The 14,401-nt window shown below is 56.7% G+C and carries 12 protein-coding genes and 1 rRNA gene; 7 read left to right on the forward strand and 6 right to left on the reverse strand.

Going from position 1 to position 14,401, the window contains the following annotated elements; genetic code table 11:
- Positions 1-89: ribosomal RNA gene (gene rrf, locus G565_RS25610) — 5S ribosomal RNA — on the forward strand; the annotation flags it as partial.
- A 282-nt stretch (positions 90-371) separates the two neighbouring features.
- On the opposite strand, the gene G565_RS0100005 is transcribed toward rrf, so the two are convergent.
- The 5 genes from G565_RS0100005 to G565_RS0100025 form a co-directional block, all read right to left on the reverse strand.
- Positions 372-3,527 carry an error-prone DNA polymerase gene (locus G565_RS0100005; protein WP_028669144.1) on the reverse strand — a complete coding sequence of 1,052 codons (3,156 nt, stop codon included), beginning with the start codon at positions 3,525-3,527 and terminating at the stop codon, positions 372-374.
- Positions 3,528-3,531: 4 nt separating this feature from the next.
- Positions 3,532-4,950 carry a Y-family DNA polymerase gene (locus tag G565_RS0100010; RefSeq protein WP_028669145.1) on the reverse strand — a complete coding sequence of 473 codons (1,419 nt, stop codon included), beginning with the start codon at positions 4,948-4,950 and terminating at the stop codon, positions 3,532-3,534.
- Positions 4,943-5,593: a translesion DNA synthesis-associated protein ImuA gene (gene imuA, locus G565_RS0100015; protein WP_169579598.1), complete on the reverse strand. Its 651-nt coding sequence runs from the start codon at positions 5,591-5,593 to the stop codon at positions 4,943-4,945. Before imuA ends, G565_RS0100010 begins: the two co-directional genes overlap by 8 nt.
- A 176-nt stretch (positions 5,594-5,769) precedes the next feature.
- Positions 5,770-6,522, reverse strand: a complete 753-nt coding sequence (locus G565_RS0100020; protein WP_028669147.1) for a sulfite exporter TauE/SafE family protein — start codon at positions 6,520-6,522, stop codon at positions 5,770-5,772.
- Positions 6,523-6,604: 82 nt separating this feature from the next.
- Positions 6,605-7,051 (reverse strand): chemotaxis protein CheW, encoded by a 447-nt coding sequence (locus G565_RS0100025; protein WP_028669148.1) that lies wholly within the window; start codon positions 7,049-7,051, stop codon positions 6,605-6,607.
- A 273-nt stretch (positions 7,052-7,324) separates the two neighbouring features.
- On the opposite strand from G565_RS0100025, the gene G565_RS0100030 reads away from it, so the two are divergent.
- From G565_RS0100030 to G565_RS0100050, 5 genes are all read left to right on the forward strand, one after another.
- Entirely contained in the window at positions 7,325-9,607 is a 2,283-nt protein-coding gene (locus G565_RS0100030) for an ATP-dependent helicase (protein ID WP_028669149.1), read from the forward strand.
- A gap of 126 nt (positions 9,608-9,733) precedes the next feature.
- Positions 9,734-10,261 (forward strand): DUF3833 domain-containing protein, encoded by a 528-nt coding sequence (locus G565_RS0100035; RefSeq protein WP_028669150.1) that lies wholly within the window; start codon positions 9,734-9,736, stop codon positions 10,259-10,261.
- Between the two features lie 127 nt (positions 10,262-10,388).
- Entirely contained in the window at positions 10,389-11,360 is a 972-nt protein-coding gene (locus G565_RS0100040) for a calcium/sodium antiporter (protein WP_028669151.1), read from the forward strand.
- A 114-nt stretch (positions 11,361-11,474) separates the two neighbouring features.
- Complete coding sequence (locus G565_RS0100045) at positions 11,475-12,275, forward strand: hypothetical protein (RefSeq protein WP_028669152.1); 801 nt, start codon at positions 11,475-11,477, stop codon at positions 12,273-12,275.
- A gap of 609 nt (positions 12,276-12,884) precedes the next feature.
- On the forward strand, positions 12,885-13,316 hold the full coding sequence (locus G565_RS0100050; protein ID WP_084649139.1) for a COG4315 family predicted lipoprotein: 432 nt from the start codon (positions 12,885-12,887) through the stop codon (positions 13,314-13,316).
- A 100-nt stretch (positions 13,317-13,416) separates the two neighbouring features.
- On the opposite strand, the gene G565_RS0100055 is transcribed toward G565_RS0100050, so the two are convergent.
- On the reverse strand, positions 13,417-14,034 hold the full coding sequence (locus G565_RS0100055) for a LysE family translocator (RefSeq protein WP_028669154.1): 618 nt from the start codon (positions 14,032-14,034) through the stop codon (positions 13,417-13,419).
- On the opposite strand from G565_RS0100055, the gene G565_RS0100060 reads away from it, so the two are divergent.
- Entirely contained in the window at positions 13,991-14,281 is a 291-nt protein-coding gene (locus G565_RS0100060; protein ID WP_169579597.1) for a hypothetical protein, read from the forward strand. The genes G565_RS0100055 and G565_RS0100060 overlap by 44 nt on opposite strands.
- Positions 14,282-14,401 lie beyond the last annotated feature (120 nt).

The raw sequence follows: 14,401 nt of genomic DNA on the forward strand, positions 1-14,401 counted from the left end.
CCTGATCCCTTGCCGAACTCAGAAGTGAAACGCAGCCTCGCCGATGGTAGTGTGGGGTCTCCCCATGTGAGAGTAGGTCATCGTCAAGCTTTTAATACCAACCCCAGGCCAGAGATGGTCTGGGGTTTTTTTATGGGCGCTGGAACGACAAACCGGAAGTGACCCCTCTCCCCGGCCCTCTCCCGTGGGACGGGAGAGGGAGCGATTAGCTAAGGAAAGGTAACCGGCGCCAGTCGCTTGTGCCGCCGGAATCATTGAACCACTACAACAGTCCTCTCTCCACCTCCGGGGGAGAGAGCTAGAGAGAGGGGGCGGCGCAGCCGTTGGGCTGTCAGTGGTGTGCACCACCGCTTGTACAGATCACATGACTATCAATGAAAATCCCGCGATTTAATACGTACATCACTGGCGTTGCTGAGTCCGTCGATACGTTGTGCGATCACATGCACCACGTCATTGTCCCAGGCTTTTTCGATCAGGCCAGTCACTAATATCAACTGCTCTGTAGTCAGAGCTTTGATGTATTGCTGAGCCTGCTGCAACCAGACGATGACGTTGATGTTTCCGGTGTCGTCCTCCAGCGTGATGAAAGTGACGCCTGCTTTTGTTTTTGGCCGTTGCCGGTTAACCACCAGTCCGAGCACCCGAATGGGCAGGCGCACTCTGTCTGGTGTGTTCAAATTCAGCCGATCCGACAAGCGCTCAATTCGTTGTTGTTCGGATTGCATCATGGGCAGCAATTCACTGGCGGGTATGGTCTGTGGAATGGCTTTGTCTTCTCGTAGCAGTGTGATGAGGTGTCGCCCCAGAGTCAGACCCTGGCTGTGATAGTCTTCAATCAGGTTGTCGAGTTCATTTGGTGCCGGTAGCTGGGTTTGCTGTTCAGGAGCCGGTTCGAACGCATCGGCAAGCAATGGTGTTTGTAACCTCAGTGCGGAACTCTCCCATCGTGCCTGGTAGCGATCCTGGCTGAGGTCGGCTAAAGCCCCGGCAGATGCCAGAAGGTCGAGTTCGGCGGTGCTGATGCCGGGTAGACGTTCGAGCGCCTTGATGTGCTTGAACCCCTGTTCGGGTCGATGACTGAGCAGGTTTTCGGCGCTGATTTGGCGAAAGCCACTGATGCGGCAGAAGCCAAGCCGAATGGCGGTTTTGCCCTCGCGCCACTCCAGTTGATTTTCCCAGTCGCTGTGATTGATGTGCACGGGCAATACGGCAACACCATGTCGTTGTACATCCTGCACAAGTTGTGAGGCGGTGTAAAAACCCATGGGTAAACTGTTTAGCAACGCGCAGCAAAATGCCGCCGGGTAATGACATTTAAACCAGGACGAGAAATAAGCAATGAGCGCAAATCCGGCTGCATGGGATTCTGGAAAACCATATTCGCCGAAGCCTTCAATCTGGCGATTAATCCGTTGGATGAAGTCATCGGGATAGCCGTTCTCGTGCATCCTTTCGGTCAGTTTTGAGCGCAGTTTATTGATGTGGCCACTTTGTTTCCAACTGGCCATCGATCGTCTCAAATCGTTTGCTTCGTCGGAGCTGAACCCGGCAGCGACCATCGCCAGTGCAATGATTTGTTCCTGAAAAATGGGGACACCCAGGGTGCGTTCCAGTACCGGCTTTAGTGCTTCATTCGGGTAGTGTACGGCTTCCTTGCCCTGGCGCCGCTTAAGATAGGGGTGGACCATATCGCCATGAATAGGGCCCGGGCGTACGATGGCAACCTGGACCACTAGGTCGTAATAGCAGTTTGGCTTTAGCCGCGGCAGCATGTTCATTTGTGCGCGCGATTCAATCTGGAATACGCCGACGGTGTCGGCCCGTTGGATCATCGCAAAGGTATCGGCATCGTCACGCGGAATTTGCTGTAATTTGATGGTTTCATCATGGTGCTGACGAATCAGATCCAGGGTGCGACGTACTGCGCTGAGCATCCCAAGGGCGAGTATATCGACCTTCATAAGGCCCACAGTTTCCAGGTCGTCTTTGTCCCATTGAATCACGGTTCGCTCAGGCATGGCCGCATTTTCGATGGGCACCAGGTCTGCTACGACACCTTCGGTAATGATAAAGCCACCGACATGCTGTGACAGGTGTCGGGGAAATCCGAGTATGCTGTCGAGCAAATGTTTAAACACTGAAATCTGATGCTCGGACAGGCCCATACCGTCGGAGATGATTTCTTCAATCCAGTTTTTGCTGCGATAGCGCCAACCATAGTTGGCGATTTTCTGGTCCAGCTGACTGATGTTCAGGCCCATGGCCCGACCGATGTCGCGCAGCGCACTCTTGCGTCGATAGCTGATTACGGTAGCGGCCAGAGCAGCACGCTTGCGCCCGTATTTCTGATAGATGTACTGGATGACTTCCTCGCGACGCTGATGTTCAAAATCAACATCAATATCGGGCGGGTCGTCGCGTCCTTTTGAGATGAATCGGTCGAACAACAAAGAGGCCTGCTTGGGGTTCACTTCGGTGATGCCCAGGCAGTAACAGACGACGGAGTTGGCCGCCGAGCCTCGCCCCTGGCATAAGATGTTTTGTGAGCGGGCAAACCGCACAATGTCATAGACTGTCAGGAAATAATGTTCGTAGTCTTTCTCGCGAATCATCGCCAGCTCACGCTCGATGGTTGCGTCTATTTCGGGTGTGCTGCCTTCGGGAAACCGTCTGGCGACACCTTGCCGTACCAGCAGACGTAAATACTGCTCGGCCGTGTATTGTCCGGGCAGAATGTCTTTCGGGTAACGATAGCGCAAACTACCCAGCGTGAAGTCGCAACGGTCAGCAATCGCCAATGTTTCTTGCATCAGTTCTGCACCGTACAGGCGGTGCAATTTGTTGGCTGAGCGCAGATGGTTTTCGGCATTTGGGAACAGGTAAGGCAGAGCGCCGGTTAGAGTGGTGTTAAGCCGTATTGCCGTCAGGGCGTCTTGCAGGTCTTTGCGCACGGGCGTGTGCATATGTACGTTGTTTGCGCAGACCGCCGGCACCTGGTGTTGCCCGGCCAGTTGGCGAGCGTGTCTGGCAAGCTCGAAGCTGTTCTCGGCGAGCAGGTTTTCCACCAATACCCAGCAACGGTCTTTAAAGCTGTCGGCGTAGTAAGTCAGTTGGTCGCTGTCGTCGCTGCGCCCTCTGGGTGACCAGAGACACAGGCAGTCATCGAGGTTCTGGCGAAAATCCTGACGGGTCAGCCGATACTCGCCTTTCTCACACCGGCGTCGCGCCCGGGTGATCAGGTGGCATAGCTGGCTGTAGGCGGTTTCTGTCGGGGCAAGCAATACAATCATCTGACCGTCGAGTCGAAATTCGGCACCGATGATCAGTTTGATTGGCAGCTTCTGATCCCGGATCACCCGCCAGGCTTTAACCACCCCGGCGACCGAGCATTCGTCGGTGATGGCCAGTGCCTGATAGCCCAGTTCAACCGCGCGCAAGACCAGTTCCCGGGGGTGTGAGGCACCGCGTAAAAAACTGTGGTTACTGAGGCAATGCAACTCGGCGTAGGGTAATGAGACAGGCATGATGTTATCCGAAAAAACCGGCGAGGCTCCAGTGCCCGTCGTCGTGCCGGGCGAGCCAGACAACCTGTTGCTGACGCAAGTGCCAGGCGCGGAAATAGTCGCGCCGGTACGGAACGGGTTGCGCCCAGCGACCCATGACAATGCGCTCGGCTCCGCTCAGGAGCTGGTAATGTTGTGGGGATACAGGCGTATGGGTTTTGGGTATCAGCACTGGCTGGAAGCGTGGCCGTGAAGATTCCGGCCGTCCGGAGTGATCGACCGCCGGGGTCAATCGTGTTGCCAGTTCCGGCCTGGGGTCGGCGGTGGTCGTCAGGGTTTGTACCCGGTGGTGACCGAGTCGTGAGACCAGTAAGGACAGCAGGCGGTCGGCATCGGCTTGCGGGTAGGCTGTGCCGAGCAGATCGCCCGTGGGCATGGGGTCAATACGAAAACGCCTGGCCCGGAGCTGCAGTGAGAGCACCGGTTCGGGCAAGATGAGCCGGTCGAGTTGCAGGTTGATCAGGCTGAGCCATTCCTGGGCACTGCGTGACCCCTGTACTGCCTGAATGCGCAAGCGGGTCGCGGCCTGGTTGCGGTGGTTCAATCGCAAGTAGAGGCTGTCGGCCAGGCGCTGGCGCGCCTTCAAATAGTCCTCCAGGTTTGTCAGCAGACGTTTGACCGGGAACAGCAGGCTGGCGCTGTGTTCGGCTTCATGGCTCAGTTCCAGGCGTTCATCGAAGTACGGCGGTATTTCAAAGCGGTGACCCAGTGTATCGGGTGTCTCCAGTGACTGTAGCCGTTGCAGCAAGGTTGGGCCAAAGCGGTAGCCGAGCTCGGCCCGGGGCAATTGGCGCAGGTCAGCGTAGCGATGTACCCCCATGGACTCCAGGCGGGCGGCGTCTTTTGTCTCCAAGCCCAAACGGGTGATGCTGATCGGGTCGAGTGCACTGACCAGGCGCTGTCGGTCATGGCTGACCAGTGGCTGATCGTTGGTCGCCAACACCTGAGCAACCTGGGCGGTGTGACCGCAAGCCCAGCGGTACCGGAAGCCGCTGTGTTCGAGCCGGCTCTTCAGGGTGTCGGTGAGCGCATCGAGGCCATTATAGAGCCGCAGCATAGAGCCCACTTCAAGGCTGAGACCGGATGGCGGGCACAGCCGGATATCGGCGCAGGCCTGATACAACAGCAGTGCCAGGCGTTGCAGCTGTTCCTGTTCAGCAAGCGCATCATAGTGCACGGTTTCGGTCTCGCAGAGCAGACAATAGGCCGTCGCGGTATTCATGCCAGGACGCACACCCAGTGCATCGGCGGCATCATTGCATTGCTCGATGCCGGATCGGGCGTTGAGCAGCAGTTGTGGTATGGCACTGTCGCCAGTGCCGAACTGGGTTTGCAGTGCGAGACGGGTGAAATCAATGTACAGCCAGAGTCGGGTGTCAGCCATGGTGGCCGGCTCCGTCTGGTTGCAGTGGTACGGTTACCGGCAGGTTGTGCCGTGGCCAGCCCGCGCGGCGTTTGAGGATGTTCAGGCGCAGTTGGTCGGCCTGCTCAGCACTAACCTGCAGGCGCAGGGCGGCACTTGAGGCCCTGTCACGCCAACGTTCGGGGCGCAGTAAGAAAACGGAGAGCCGGTTGCTTTCGGCGGCCAGTTGCAGCCGGCGCATATGGGCGCTGTCGAGCCGGTCGAGCCAGGCGACAACAGCCTGGCAGCCACCCGTGGTCAGGCAGCGCTCCAGGCTCCACAGCAGATCCTCCTGGCGCGGGGCCTGGCACAACAGCAGCCGCGACAGATTCATTCCCCAGTGTGCCAACCCGGGAGCGTGTGGTTGATGTGGGGGGTTAAACCAGACTTGCCAGCGCTGATCGGTCTGACTGAGTGAGGCCAGATACGGGAGCAACAGTCTCAGTTCGCCCTGGCCGGGCCGGGCGTAGAGGATTTCGGTGACGGCCCCGAGCGGCCAGCCACCGCCAGGGAGTTCGGCATCCAGCGGCGCATAACCACTGGGCGCGGCATGAATACGCGCCATGCGCCAGTCGTTGGCGGACCACAGCCGACCGCTCTGGGTCAGATCGTGCAACAAAGACATGATAAAAGCGCCCATTAACTGTATGGATATACAGTATAATCAGCCTTGATCAGGATGCCAGTGGTTCATTCGTAATGATCTGTATCGGCGTTTCGCCGGGGCAAGAGTCAGAAATTCCCAGGGCAACTCACGTAGATGGCACAGCTCTCTGTGTCAGGCGTACCTGACAGCCCGGCTTAAGTCATCAGCCCCGAGGCCACCAGGCTCAATCCCGAGCCCATCAGCAAAGCAAACGCCAGGCGGCGCATCCAGAGTTCCGGTAAGGGTGGCCCGAAGCGCTTCCCGATCAGAGTCCCCAGAATGACCAGTGGCAGCCCCAGCGCGATGATCAACAGAAGGTTTGCCGCGTTGTGCAGAAAAGGTAAGGCCAGTGCAATGCGAATCACCGAGGTGGCAGCAAACGTCATCAGCAGGGTAAGGCGAATGCTGAGCAGAGGAAGCGGCTGACGGTACATCAGAAAAGCCAGTGGCGGGCCATAGGTCGCGAAGAGGCCACCAAGCAACCCGGCGATGGCACCCGCCGTTGCGAACGCGAAGCGACCGTTAACGTCGACCCGGGGTTTGGGTTTGAGCATCATCAGCAGACAACTGAGCACCAGAGTGGTGCCCAGTAGCATCTGCAGCAGACTGAGACCATCCTGACTGAAGCGGTTGAGCAACCAGAGGCCGAACCCGGTCAGCGGTAGTGCGGTTGCCAGCATGGCGATAACGGCAGGGCGGTGCACATGATGAGTGTGTCCGCGCAGGGCGATACCGGTGTTAGCCAGACTCAGAGTACTGGTGGCGAAGGCCAGAAAAGCGAGGTCCGCCAGCCCGAGTATGGAACCGAGCCCCATGACGATCAGGCCAAAAGCAAACCCGGTGACGGTTTGAATGTAACTGCCCAGAAAAAACAGGGCCAGCAGCAGCGCCGCGTTGATGATGTCCATGAGTACCGTTTACGGGGGTTGGTGGCCGGCAGCGAGAAGGGGTGTGCGGTCCGAACCCGAACAGGGTCCAGACGGTCATGGATTACAGCTCGTCGATCAGGGATTTGACGTCAGTATGCTGGGCGATCACCTGCTCAAGCGCCGCCGGACTGATCAGCTGATACAAGCGGTCTTCTTTTTCTATGGTGCCCTGAATGAAACCACCGGCCATATTGGTATCGGCTTCGTCCATCGCGAAGTATTGCACGCCTTCGACCTTGGTGACGGCCATTCCGACCCGGGTTTCCGACAGATCCAGAACCAGCAGAAAACTGGGTTCAGTGATTTGCCCGTACCCCGTCATTTGCTGGATATCAATCACCGCCAGAGTTTCACCGCGCAGACTGACCAGTCCCATGACGCCCAATGCATTGCTGGGCACCGGGTGCAGCGGCTGCCAGGGCACCACTTCCTTGATCAGAGTGGCCGGGAATGCCAGCGGTTCGGTATCAAGCTGAACCACTACCCACATTTCGTTCGACATCGACATTCGACGGGCTCCTGTGCCTTGCGTTGCGGAGGCAGTCCGCATTCAATCAGATTAGACAGGCTCCACAAGCCTTGCAAGGGCGCCGGGAACCATTGTTCAGGTTATCGACCGGCAATGCCAATAGTTAACTCAAGTTTCGGAGTTTGGTTTGGCCAGGCGGCGCTCGTCAATGTCGGCGGACTCCGAAACGTGAGTTAAACCACCGTCGGCTAAATCGCAGACAAGCCTGCACGACTTTGCTAGCCTTGCCCGTCGCACATTCACGGGCCGCGCATGAGCTTTTCCGACGCACAGAACATCGACGAACACTACACCGATGAGCAGCAACGCATCATTGCCCACCCCGGTGGTCATGCGCGCATCGTGGCTGTGGCCGGCTCTGGCAAGACGGCGACGCTGACCGCATACGTCAGCCGCCGCATCCGCGAGGGCATTTCGCCGCGTCGTCTGCTGGTATTGATGTACAACAAGACTGCCCAGCGGGATTTTGCCCGTCGCCTGGCAGCACAGAACCCGGCAGGTACCCGCTTGCCGGAAGTGCGCACCTTTCATTCCCTTGGTTATCGCATTTATCAGCGCCTGGTTCAGGATGGCGACTTACCGGCGTTTGACCGTACCCTGCTGTCGGATGCCCAGGTCGAGCCGCTGGTCTGGCGCATCCTGCGGGAACTGGCCGACGATGACCAGGCTGAGGATATTCTGACCCGCAAAAAGAAATGGGTTGAACCGGCTCTGTCCTATTTTGAACTGGTCAAAAGCAGCCTGAACCCGCCCGAGGTGGTGTTCGAGCAGAGCCATTTACCCGCCCAGTGCCGGCTCTTCATTGAAGCCTTCGAGCGCTTTGAGCAGTGGCGCCAGTCGGAGCGCCGCGTCACCTTCAGTGATTTGCTGTACGACCCGGTGCGCTGCCTGAACAACCGGCCGGAGCTGGCCGAGCGCTTTGGTGGCCATATGCAGGAAATTCTGGTTGACGAGTACCAGGACATCAACCCGATCCAGCAGCGATTGCTGGAGATTGTGCACGGCGGGCGCGGTCAGGTCATGGTCGTCGGCGATCCGGATCAAACCATCTACGAATTTCGGGGTTCGGAACCAACACTGCTTACGGAGGGTTTTACCGAGCAGTTTAATGCGGTACAGGATTACGAGCTTAGCTGGACCTTTCGCTACGGCCACCACCTGAGCCTGCTGGCCAACCACCTGATCGGTGCCGGGCATGCGTATCCGGACAGTCGCACCCTGTGCTATTCCCACCCGGTGACGCCACCCACAAGAGTTGAACAGCTGCGCAGTGATGATGGCGCCAGCACTGCGCTGGGGCTGATTCAACAGATACGCCAGCGGCGTCCGCTCAGTGAGGTCGCAGTGTTGAACCGACTGTGGGCCAACAGCGCGCGGCTGGAGTTGCTGCTGATGGCCGCTGATGTGCCCTATCACCTGGACCACCATCAGACCGTGCTCGAGCGATTCGAACTGCGCCCTTTCTGGGTGCTGTTTGATCTGGCCAGTGGTGACTTCAGTCGTTACGACCCTGATCGTCGCCGGCAGGCCTGGCAGACACTGCTCACCCAGCCTTATCTGAAAATTCGCAAAGCGATCATCGATGATCTGGTCAAACGGCTGGCACCGGTGGCGGTGGATGTCGCCCGGCATTTGCGCAATGCCATTCCCGAGTCGCTGTCGGGCTATCAGGCAGATCAACTGATGGAGCGGGCGCGGTTGCTGCAAAAAGCCGAGCAGGCAAACGTCAATGCGGCTGAACTGCTGAGTGGCTGGATTCGCGGCACCGATTATTATGCGGCGCTGAAAGAGTCGGCGTTCTCTGCCCAACAAGTGGATGATCAGGTGGCGACCGTTAAAGCCTTTGCTCAGTTTGTCGCGGCGCAAGACTGGCCTGCGGCTGAAGCCTCGCCACGGCTGCGCCAGTGGCAGCAGCATCAGACGGGTCAGAACGCATCCGGCCAGTCGCAGCAGGGCGTGCACATCACGTCCATTCACAAAGCCAAGGGGCGTGAGTGGCCGATTGTGATTCTGCCGGAGGTCAATGCCCGGTTTTACCCCTATCACCCCGAAGGCGACCTGACCCGCCCCACCTCGCAAGACAGCGAACGCCGGTTGCTCTATGTCGCCATGACGCGAGCCCGCGAGCATCTGATTTTACTGACTCCGGCTGACCGCAGCGAGTACCCGGACAGCCCCTTTGTTAATGATTTGCGCTGGCTCGGCTCAACCGACCTGGCACACGGGTTGTATGACGACAGTACCGAGCTGACACTGAGCGATGCGATGGACACGCATATGGTCAGCCGCTATCTGAACGCCGTAGGCTCATCGCTTGCCGTTCAATGGCAGGCGGCACCGCGCCCAATCGATGCCGTCTCGCCTGCAGCGGAAGACGCGGCCGAGCCCGACGCACGACGAGTGCGCCATCAGCAATGGGGCGTGGGCCGCGTTGTGCAGCAGGACCCGCAACGACTGCGCATCCGGTTTGTGCGCAATGGCCAGGAGCGCACCTTTGACCGGGATGCCGTGGCGCCCTTTCTGGAATGGCTATAGCAAGCCTGGCGGATGCGGGATAGGGGCAGACGCGGGGTCCTATAAAGTACTCGGCAGGGGAGACTCAAAGCATCTGAATGGCCTGGCTGGCCGTATAACTGAGCAACCAACAAACGGAGCTCTTTTGTGTGGAAACTCATCGCAAGTACAGCGCTCGTAGCGCTGTTAACAGGGTGCGCTAGTGTGACAGTCGCAACCTATGAAGACGCCGACCTGGTGTTTGATCCGGTCGAGTATTTCAACGGATCTCTGGTTGCCGAAGGGGTGGTGCGAGGTCGAAATGGCGAAGTCAGCCGGTATTTTAACGCCACCATCGATGCCCGCTGGGATGAACGCGGTGGTGTGCTCGATGAAGTCTTTATCTGGAGTGATGGCGAACGACAAACTCGGGTTTGGCAGTTTGAACGCGTCGGAGAGAGCCATTACCGGGGTACCGCCGGTGACGTGGTTAAACCCGCTGAGATGCGATTCGCCGGTAACGCCGTCAACATGAAGTATGTGCTTGCGGTACCCCTCGACAGTGGCCGAACCATCAACGTTACCATGGACGACTGGCTTTATCAGGTGAATGACCAAACCCTGATCAATGTTACGGAAATGACCAAGTTCGGGTTCAAAGTGGGCGAAGTTGTGCTGACCATGCGCAAGAACTGAGCCTGACCCGCGTATCAAAAAAGGGCCCCTAGGGCCCTTTTTTGATTGTAGACAGACTCTTAAAATGCGCCCGACATTTAGCCGGTAGCCCGGTATACTGGCGCCATATTTTTTCGGAGTGAACGTTATGTTGTTAGCCTGGCTGGCCATTGTGGCCGGATTGGCCCTGCTGGTCTGGAGTGCCGACAAATTCGTCGAAGGTGCCTCAGTGACGGCCAAGTACGCAGGCATGTCACCACTGCTGATCGGCATGGTCATTATAGGCTTTGGCACATCCGCTCCGGAAATGGTCGTGTCTGCCATTGCCTCACTGCAGGGCAATCCGGGTTTGGCATTGGGTAATGCCTATGGGTCGAACATCACCAACATTGGCCTGGTAATTGGTCTGGTGGCGGTAATCGCTCCGATTCGGGTGCAATCGCGTATTCTCACCAAAGAGCTGCCACTGTTGCTGGGTGTCACAGTTTTGGCGGGCTATCAACTGCTGGATGGCGAACTGAGTCGACTGGATGCCTATATCCTGTTGCTGGTCTTTTTCGGCATCATGGGTTGGTCGATCCTGCAGGGTCGGCAAAAGCCGGCCGACTCGCTCGAAGCAGAGTACCAGAAAGAAATTGATGCGCACCCGATGAGCCTCTCCAAAGCGATTACCTGGCTGTTGGTGGGGTTGGTATTGCTGGTGATCAGTTCGCGTCTACTGGTCTGGGGGGCGGTCATTGTTGCCCAGAGCTTTGGTGTCAGCGACCTGATCATCGGTCTAACGGTCGTGGCGATTGGTACATCGCTGCCGGAGCTTGCGTCGTCGCTGGTTGCCATTAAAAAGAACGAGCACGAGTTGGCACTGGGCAACGTATTGGGTTCGGGTTTGTTCAACACCCTGGCTGTCGTCGGGATTGCCGCAGGCATTCACCCGCTGCAGGTAGACCCGGAAGTTCTGTACCGCGACTGGGTAGTCATGGCCGCACTAACGGTCGTTTTGCTGGTTATGGGTATTGGCCTGCGTGGACGTCAGGGGCGAATCAACCGCTTTGAAGGGAGCCTGTTGTTGTTGACCTATGCGGGGTACACCGGGTATCTGATTTCTTTGGTGTTAAGTTGATCACATAAATGTCGGTTTGGAGTGGTGAACGGGGGTAGCGAGCACTATTATGCCCACCGCCTGGAGTGGGGATCACTCCGGGCCATTCACTCCGACCAACAAGGAAGACCCTATATGCCCGCTGCCGCAAACCCCCGTTTACCCGTTGTCGCATCAATCACACAAAGCCTTGGCTATTGTATTGACCGGGCACGGACCTTATTGGTTCTTGTACTGCCTTTTCTGGTGCTGCAATACGTTCTGGTACAGTTCACCAAACCTTCATTCGAATACCTGCCCATTCTCATGTGGCAATATTGGCTTGTTGTTGGTATTTCACTGTTAATGGGCGTTGTGGTTGCCGTCAGTATTCATCGTCAGTTCCTGCAATCCCCTGAGCGACAAATGCCCATCCGCTGGGGGAGGGCTGAAACTCGATATGCCTGGGCTATGCTCAAACTTACCTTGATATTGATCCTGCCAGTCGTCTTCTATGTCCTGATTGTTGTCGGCTTACTGGCGGCTGCATTTTCAAACTGGAATATCGAAACTTTCAGCGTAGAACAGCCTTTGTTGGCGCTGCCGGTTATCTGGTTCTGTGTGTTACCGATATGGTATCTGTGGGTGCGGATGACATTGGTATTGCCATCAGCCGCGATAGACCAGCAGCCAGCGGTTGGTATTTCCGATTCGATGGAACTAACAAGCGGTAACGGCTGGCGGATGGTTGCCGTGACGGCGGGGCCATTGTTTGCAGGTGGCATGTTGGATACCTTGCTTCAAGTAAGCATACCACCGGCCATTTACTGGTGGTTGCAGCCGTTGCTGACCTGTGCCATGACAGTGTTGGGTGTCGTTCTGGTGTCGGTATCGTTCAAGCAATTGTACAACGCAAATCCAGTGCAACCCGAGTCAACCGAAGGTCATCCTGCATAGTCAGGTGGGTTTGTATCAGCAACGTGACTTGCCCTCACTCAGGGTTGAGTGTTTGGGTGTCATGACTCTAACAGGTTGTTGAAAAAGGCTTACTGCCTTTTTCAAAGCACGAGATCCAAAAATTGCGATTTTTGCTTCTCTCACAAAATCAATGACTTAACAGTCATCAATTTTGCCGGAATGTCCGAATTGTCGGACCACATGTTCCAGTAGCAGGCCACCGAAATTTTTCGAATTTTAACAACCTGCTAAACGTCAGTGGCGCTAAATAAAGCGCCTGAGCGTTTCACAGGAACGGCTAAATCAGGCTCCCGCCCCGTCATAAATGGCTGCCACTTTCCAGTCAGTTTAAACCTGGCATGGAGATTGGCGGCTGTGATGCCTCGTCCGCTGAGGCTGGAATGCGTCAATCAATGCCTGACTGACCCACCCGGGGCGGACGGATACCCCGGGGCCAGCGGTGCCCGTTTCCAGGTAACACCCAATCATCTGTTTTTTTTCACAGTGTGCATCCAGGCGCAGTGTTGATGTCGTCTTGGGAAGTGAGAAGGACGTCTTAAGACCCCAAACTCAACCGACCTCTGTGATTACTTTAAAAGGAAACTGACTATGAAATTCCCAACAATCAGCATTGTAGCCCTGGCATCCGCTCTGGCACTGACCGGCTGTGCAACTGACTCTTACGCAAGCTCATACGCCAGCAATGCAGACTCGCCCGCCAGCCGTGTGGTATCAAAAGTGGATACGTCGATTGGAGACGTCTTTGCAACAACTCAGGGCATGACGTTGTATACCTTCACCCGCGATGAGGCGTCAGTATCCAACTGTTACGACGGTTGCGCAGCAAGCTGGCCTCCGTTTTCTGCTTCGAAAGACGCAGAAACCTGGGGTGCCTTTACGGTGATTGAACGGAGCGATGGTTCTTACCAGTGGGCTTACGACAACCAGCCGTTGTACACCTGGGTGGGTGATCGTCAACGAGGCGATGTTAATGGGCATGAAGTCAGCGATGTCTGGTATGCCGCTCAGCCTGGTCGGTAAGGCATCGGGCCCGATGCCGGAATAGGATCCGGCATCGATTTCGCAGAGCACTCTTGTTCTGGCCTGAGGGTGCTGCCAGGCCGAGAATGCCCGATGTTTGCTAGTGTTTGATCGCCAGCAAAGCACCGGCACCGATCATAATGCTGCCGGCCGTTCGGTTCAGACGCCGCATGGCCTGGCTGGACCGGGCCAGAATGCGCGCCCGGGAAGCGCTCCAGGCGACTGACATGAGCCCTGCCATCAAAGCAATGACAGTCAGCACGGCGGCGAACGCGATATCGACAGAACTGAGCCGGGTCAGATCCATAAAGCTTGGCAGAAACGCAATGTAGAACAAAATGACTTTAGGGTTTGACGCCGAAATTGCCATGCCTTGCAGCAAACTGGCACCGGTACCCGACGGTTTGACCGAGGCAGGGCCAGTTTCAGTGTGGGAGGGTGTCGTCCAGAGTTTCCAGCCGAGATACATCAGGTAAGCAGCGCCAGCGTAGCGGACAATGGTAAATACAGTTCCGTAGTTTTCTGCAATGGCCGACAGGCTGAAGCAAGCCAGGATCAAGTACACTACGTCGCTGATGGTCATACCGAAAGCCAGGGCCAGGCAGGCCCGCGCTCCCTGACTGAGGGCACGGGACAACACCGCAAAAACACCAGGGCCCGGAGTAATGCCGAATATGAAAATGGCGATGAAGAACGTGAGTGCGCTGGTCGGAGTCATGGTGGCGATCAATCAGTTTGGAAAGGAATCAGCTATTCTCGCAGTATCCCGTGTCGCCGTGAAGCCGTGTTATGACCTTATTTATTTGGCAGCTTGTGGTGGCTTGTTCAAAACACCCAGAGCAAGCAGTGTGATGTTTGCATTCTTCCCGGTATTAATGACACAGCGCAATTTTTATTGCGCCGACGAAACATCCGACGTATCGGACCTGATGTTTCAGACATCGGCTGCTGCTAACAGACAGTGAATTTTAACGGTCTGTTAGACACCATAGAGGCAGTTAAGCGGACCCTGTTGGCATTTTTTACCTTTGGTCTGCGAAAAAATCGTGAAAAGTGTTGGCGCAGGCTTCGGCGCAGGTACACTG

Origin of the sequence: Saccharospirillum impatiens DSM 12546 (assembly GCF_000423605.1) — a bacterium.
Classification (GTDB): Bacteria; Pseudomonadota; Gammaproteobacteria; order Pseudomonadales; family Natronospirillaceae; genus Saccharospirillum; species Saccharospirillum impatiens.

What these genes read in the sequence shown, in the direction of transcription:
- G565_RS0100005 (WP_028669144.1), bottom strand. Translation starts at nt 3,527, where the DNA reads ATGCCTGTCTCATTACCCTACGCCGAGTTGCATTGCCTCAGTAACCAC.
- G565_RS0100010 (WP_028669145.1), bottom strand. Translation starts at nt 4,950, where the DNA reads ATGGCTGACACCCGACTCTGGCTGTACATTGATTTCACCCGTCTCGCA.
- imuA (WP_169579598.1), bottom strand. Translation starts at nt 5,593, where the DNA reads ATGTCTTTGTTGCACGATCTGACCCAGAGCGGTCGGCTGTGGTCCGCC.
- G565_RS0100020 (WP_028669147.1), bottom strand. Translation starts at nt 6,522, where the DNA reads ATGGACATCATCAACGCGGCGCTGCTGCTGGCCCTGTTTTTTCTGGGC.
- G565_RS0100025 (WP_028669148.1), bottom strand. Translation starts at nt 7,051, where the DNA reads ATGTCGATGTCGAACGAAATGTGGGTAGTGGTTCAGCTTGATACCGAA.
- G565_RS0100030 (WP_028669149.1), top strand. Translation starts at nt 7,325, where the DNA reads ATGAGCTTTTCCGACGCACAGAACATCGACGAACACTACACCGATGAG.
- G565_RS0100040 (WP_028669151.1), top strand. Translation starts at nt 10,389, where the DNA reads ATGTTGTTAGCCTGGCTGGCCATTGTGGCCGGATTGGCCCTGCTGGTC.
- G565_RS0100045 (WP_028669152.1), top strand. Translation starts at nt 11,475, where the DNA reads ATGCCCGCTGCCGCAAACCCCCGTTTACCCGTTGTCGCATCAATCACA.
- G565_RS0100050 (WP_084649139.1), top strand. Translation starts at nt 12,885, where the DNA reads ATGAAATTCCCAACAATCAGCATTGTAGCCCTGGCATCCGCTCTGGCA.
- G565_RS0100060 (WP_169579597.1), top strand. Translation starts at nt 13,991, where the DNA reads ATGAAAATGGCGATGAAGAACGTGAGTGCGCTGGTCGGAGTCATGGTG.
- G565_RS0100055 (WP_028669154.1), bottom strand. Translation starts at nt 14,034, where the DNA reads ATGACTCCGACCAGCGCACTCACGTTCTTCATCGCCATTTTCATATTC.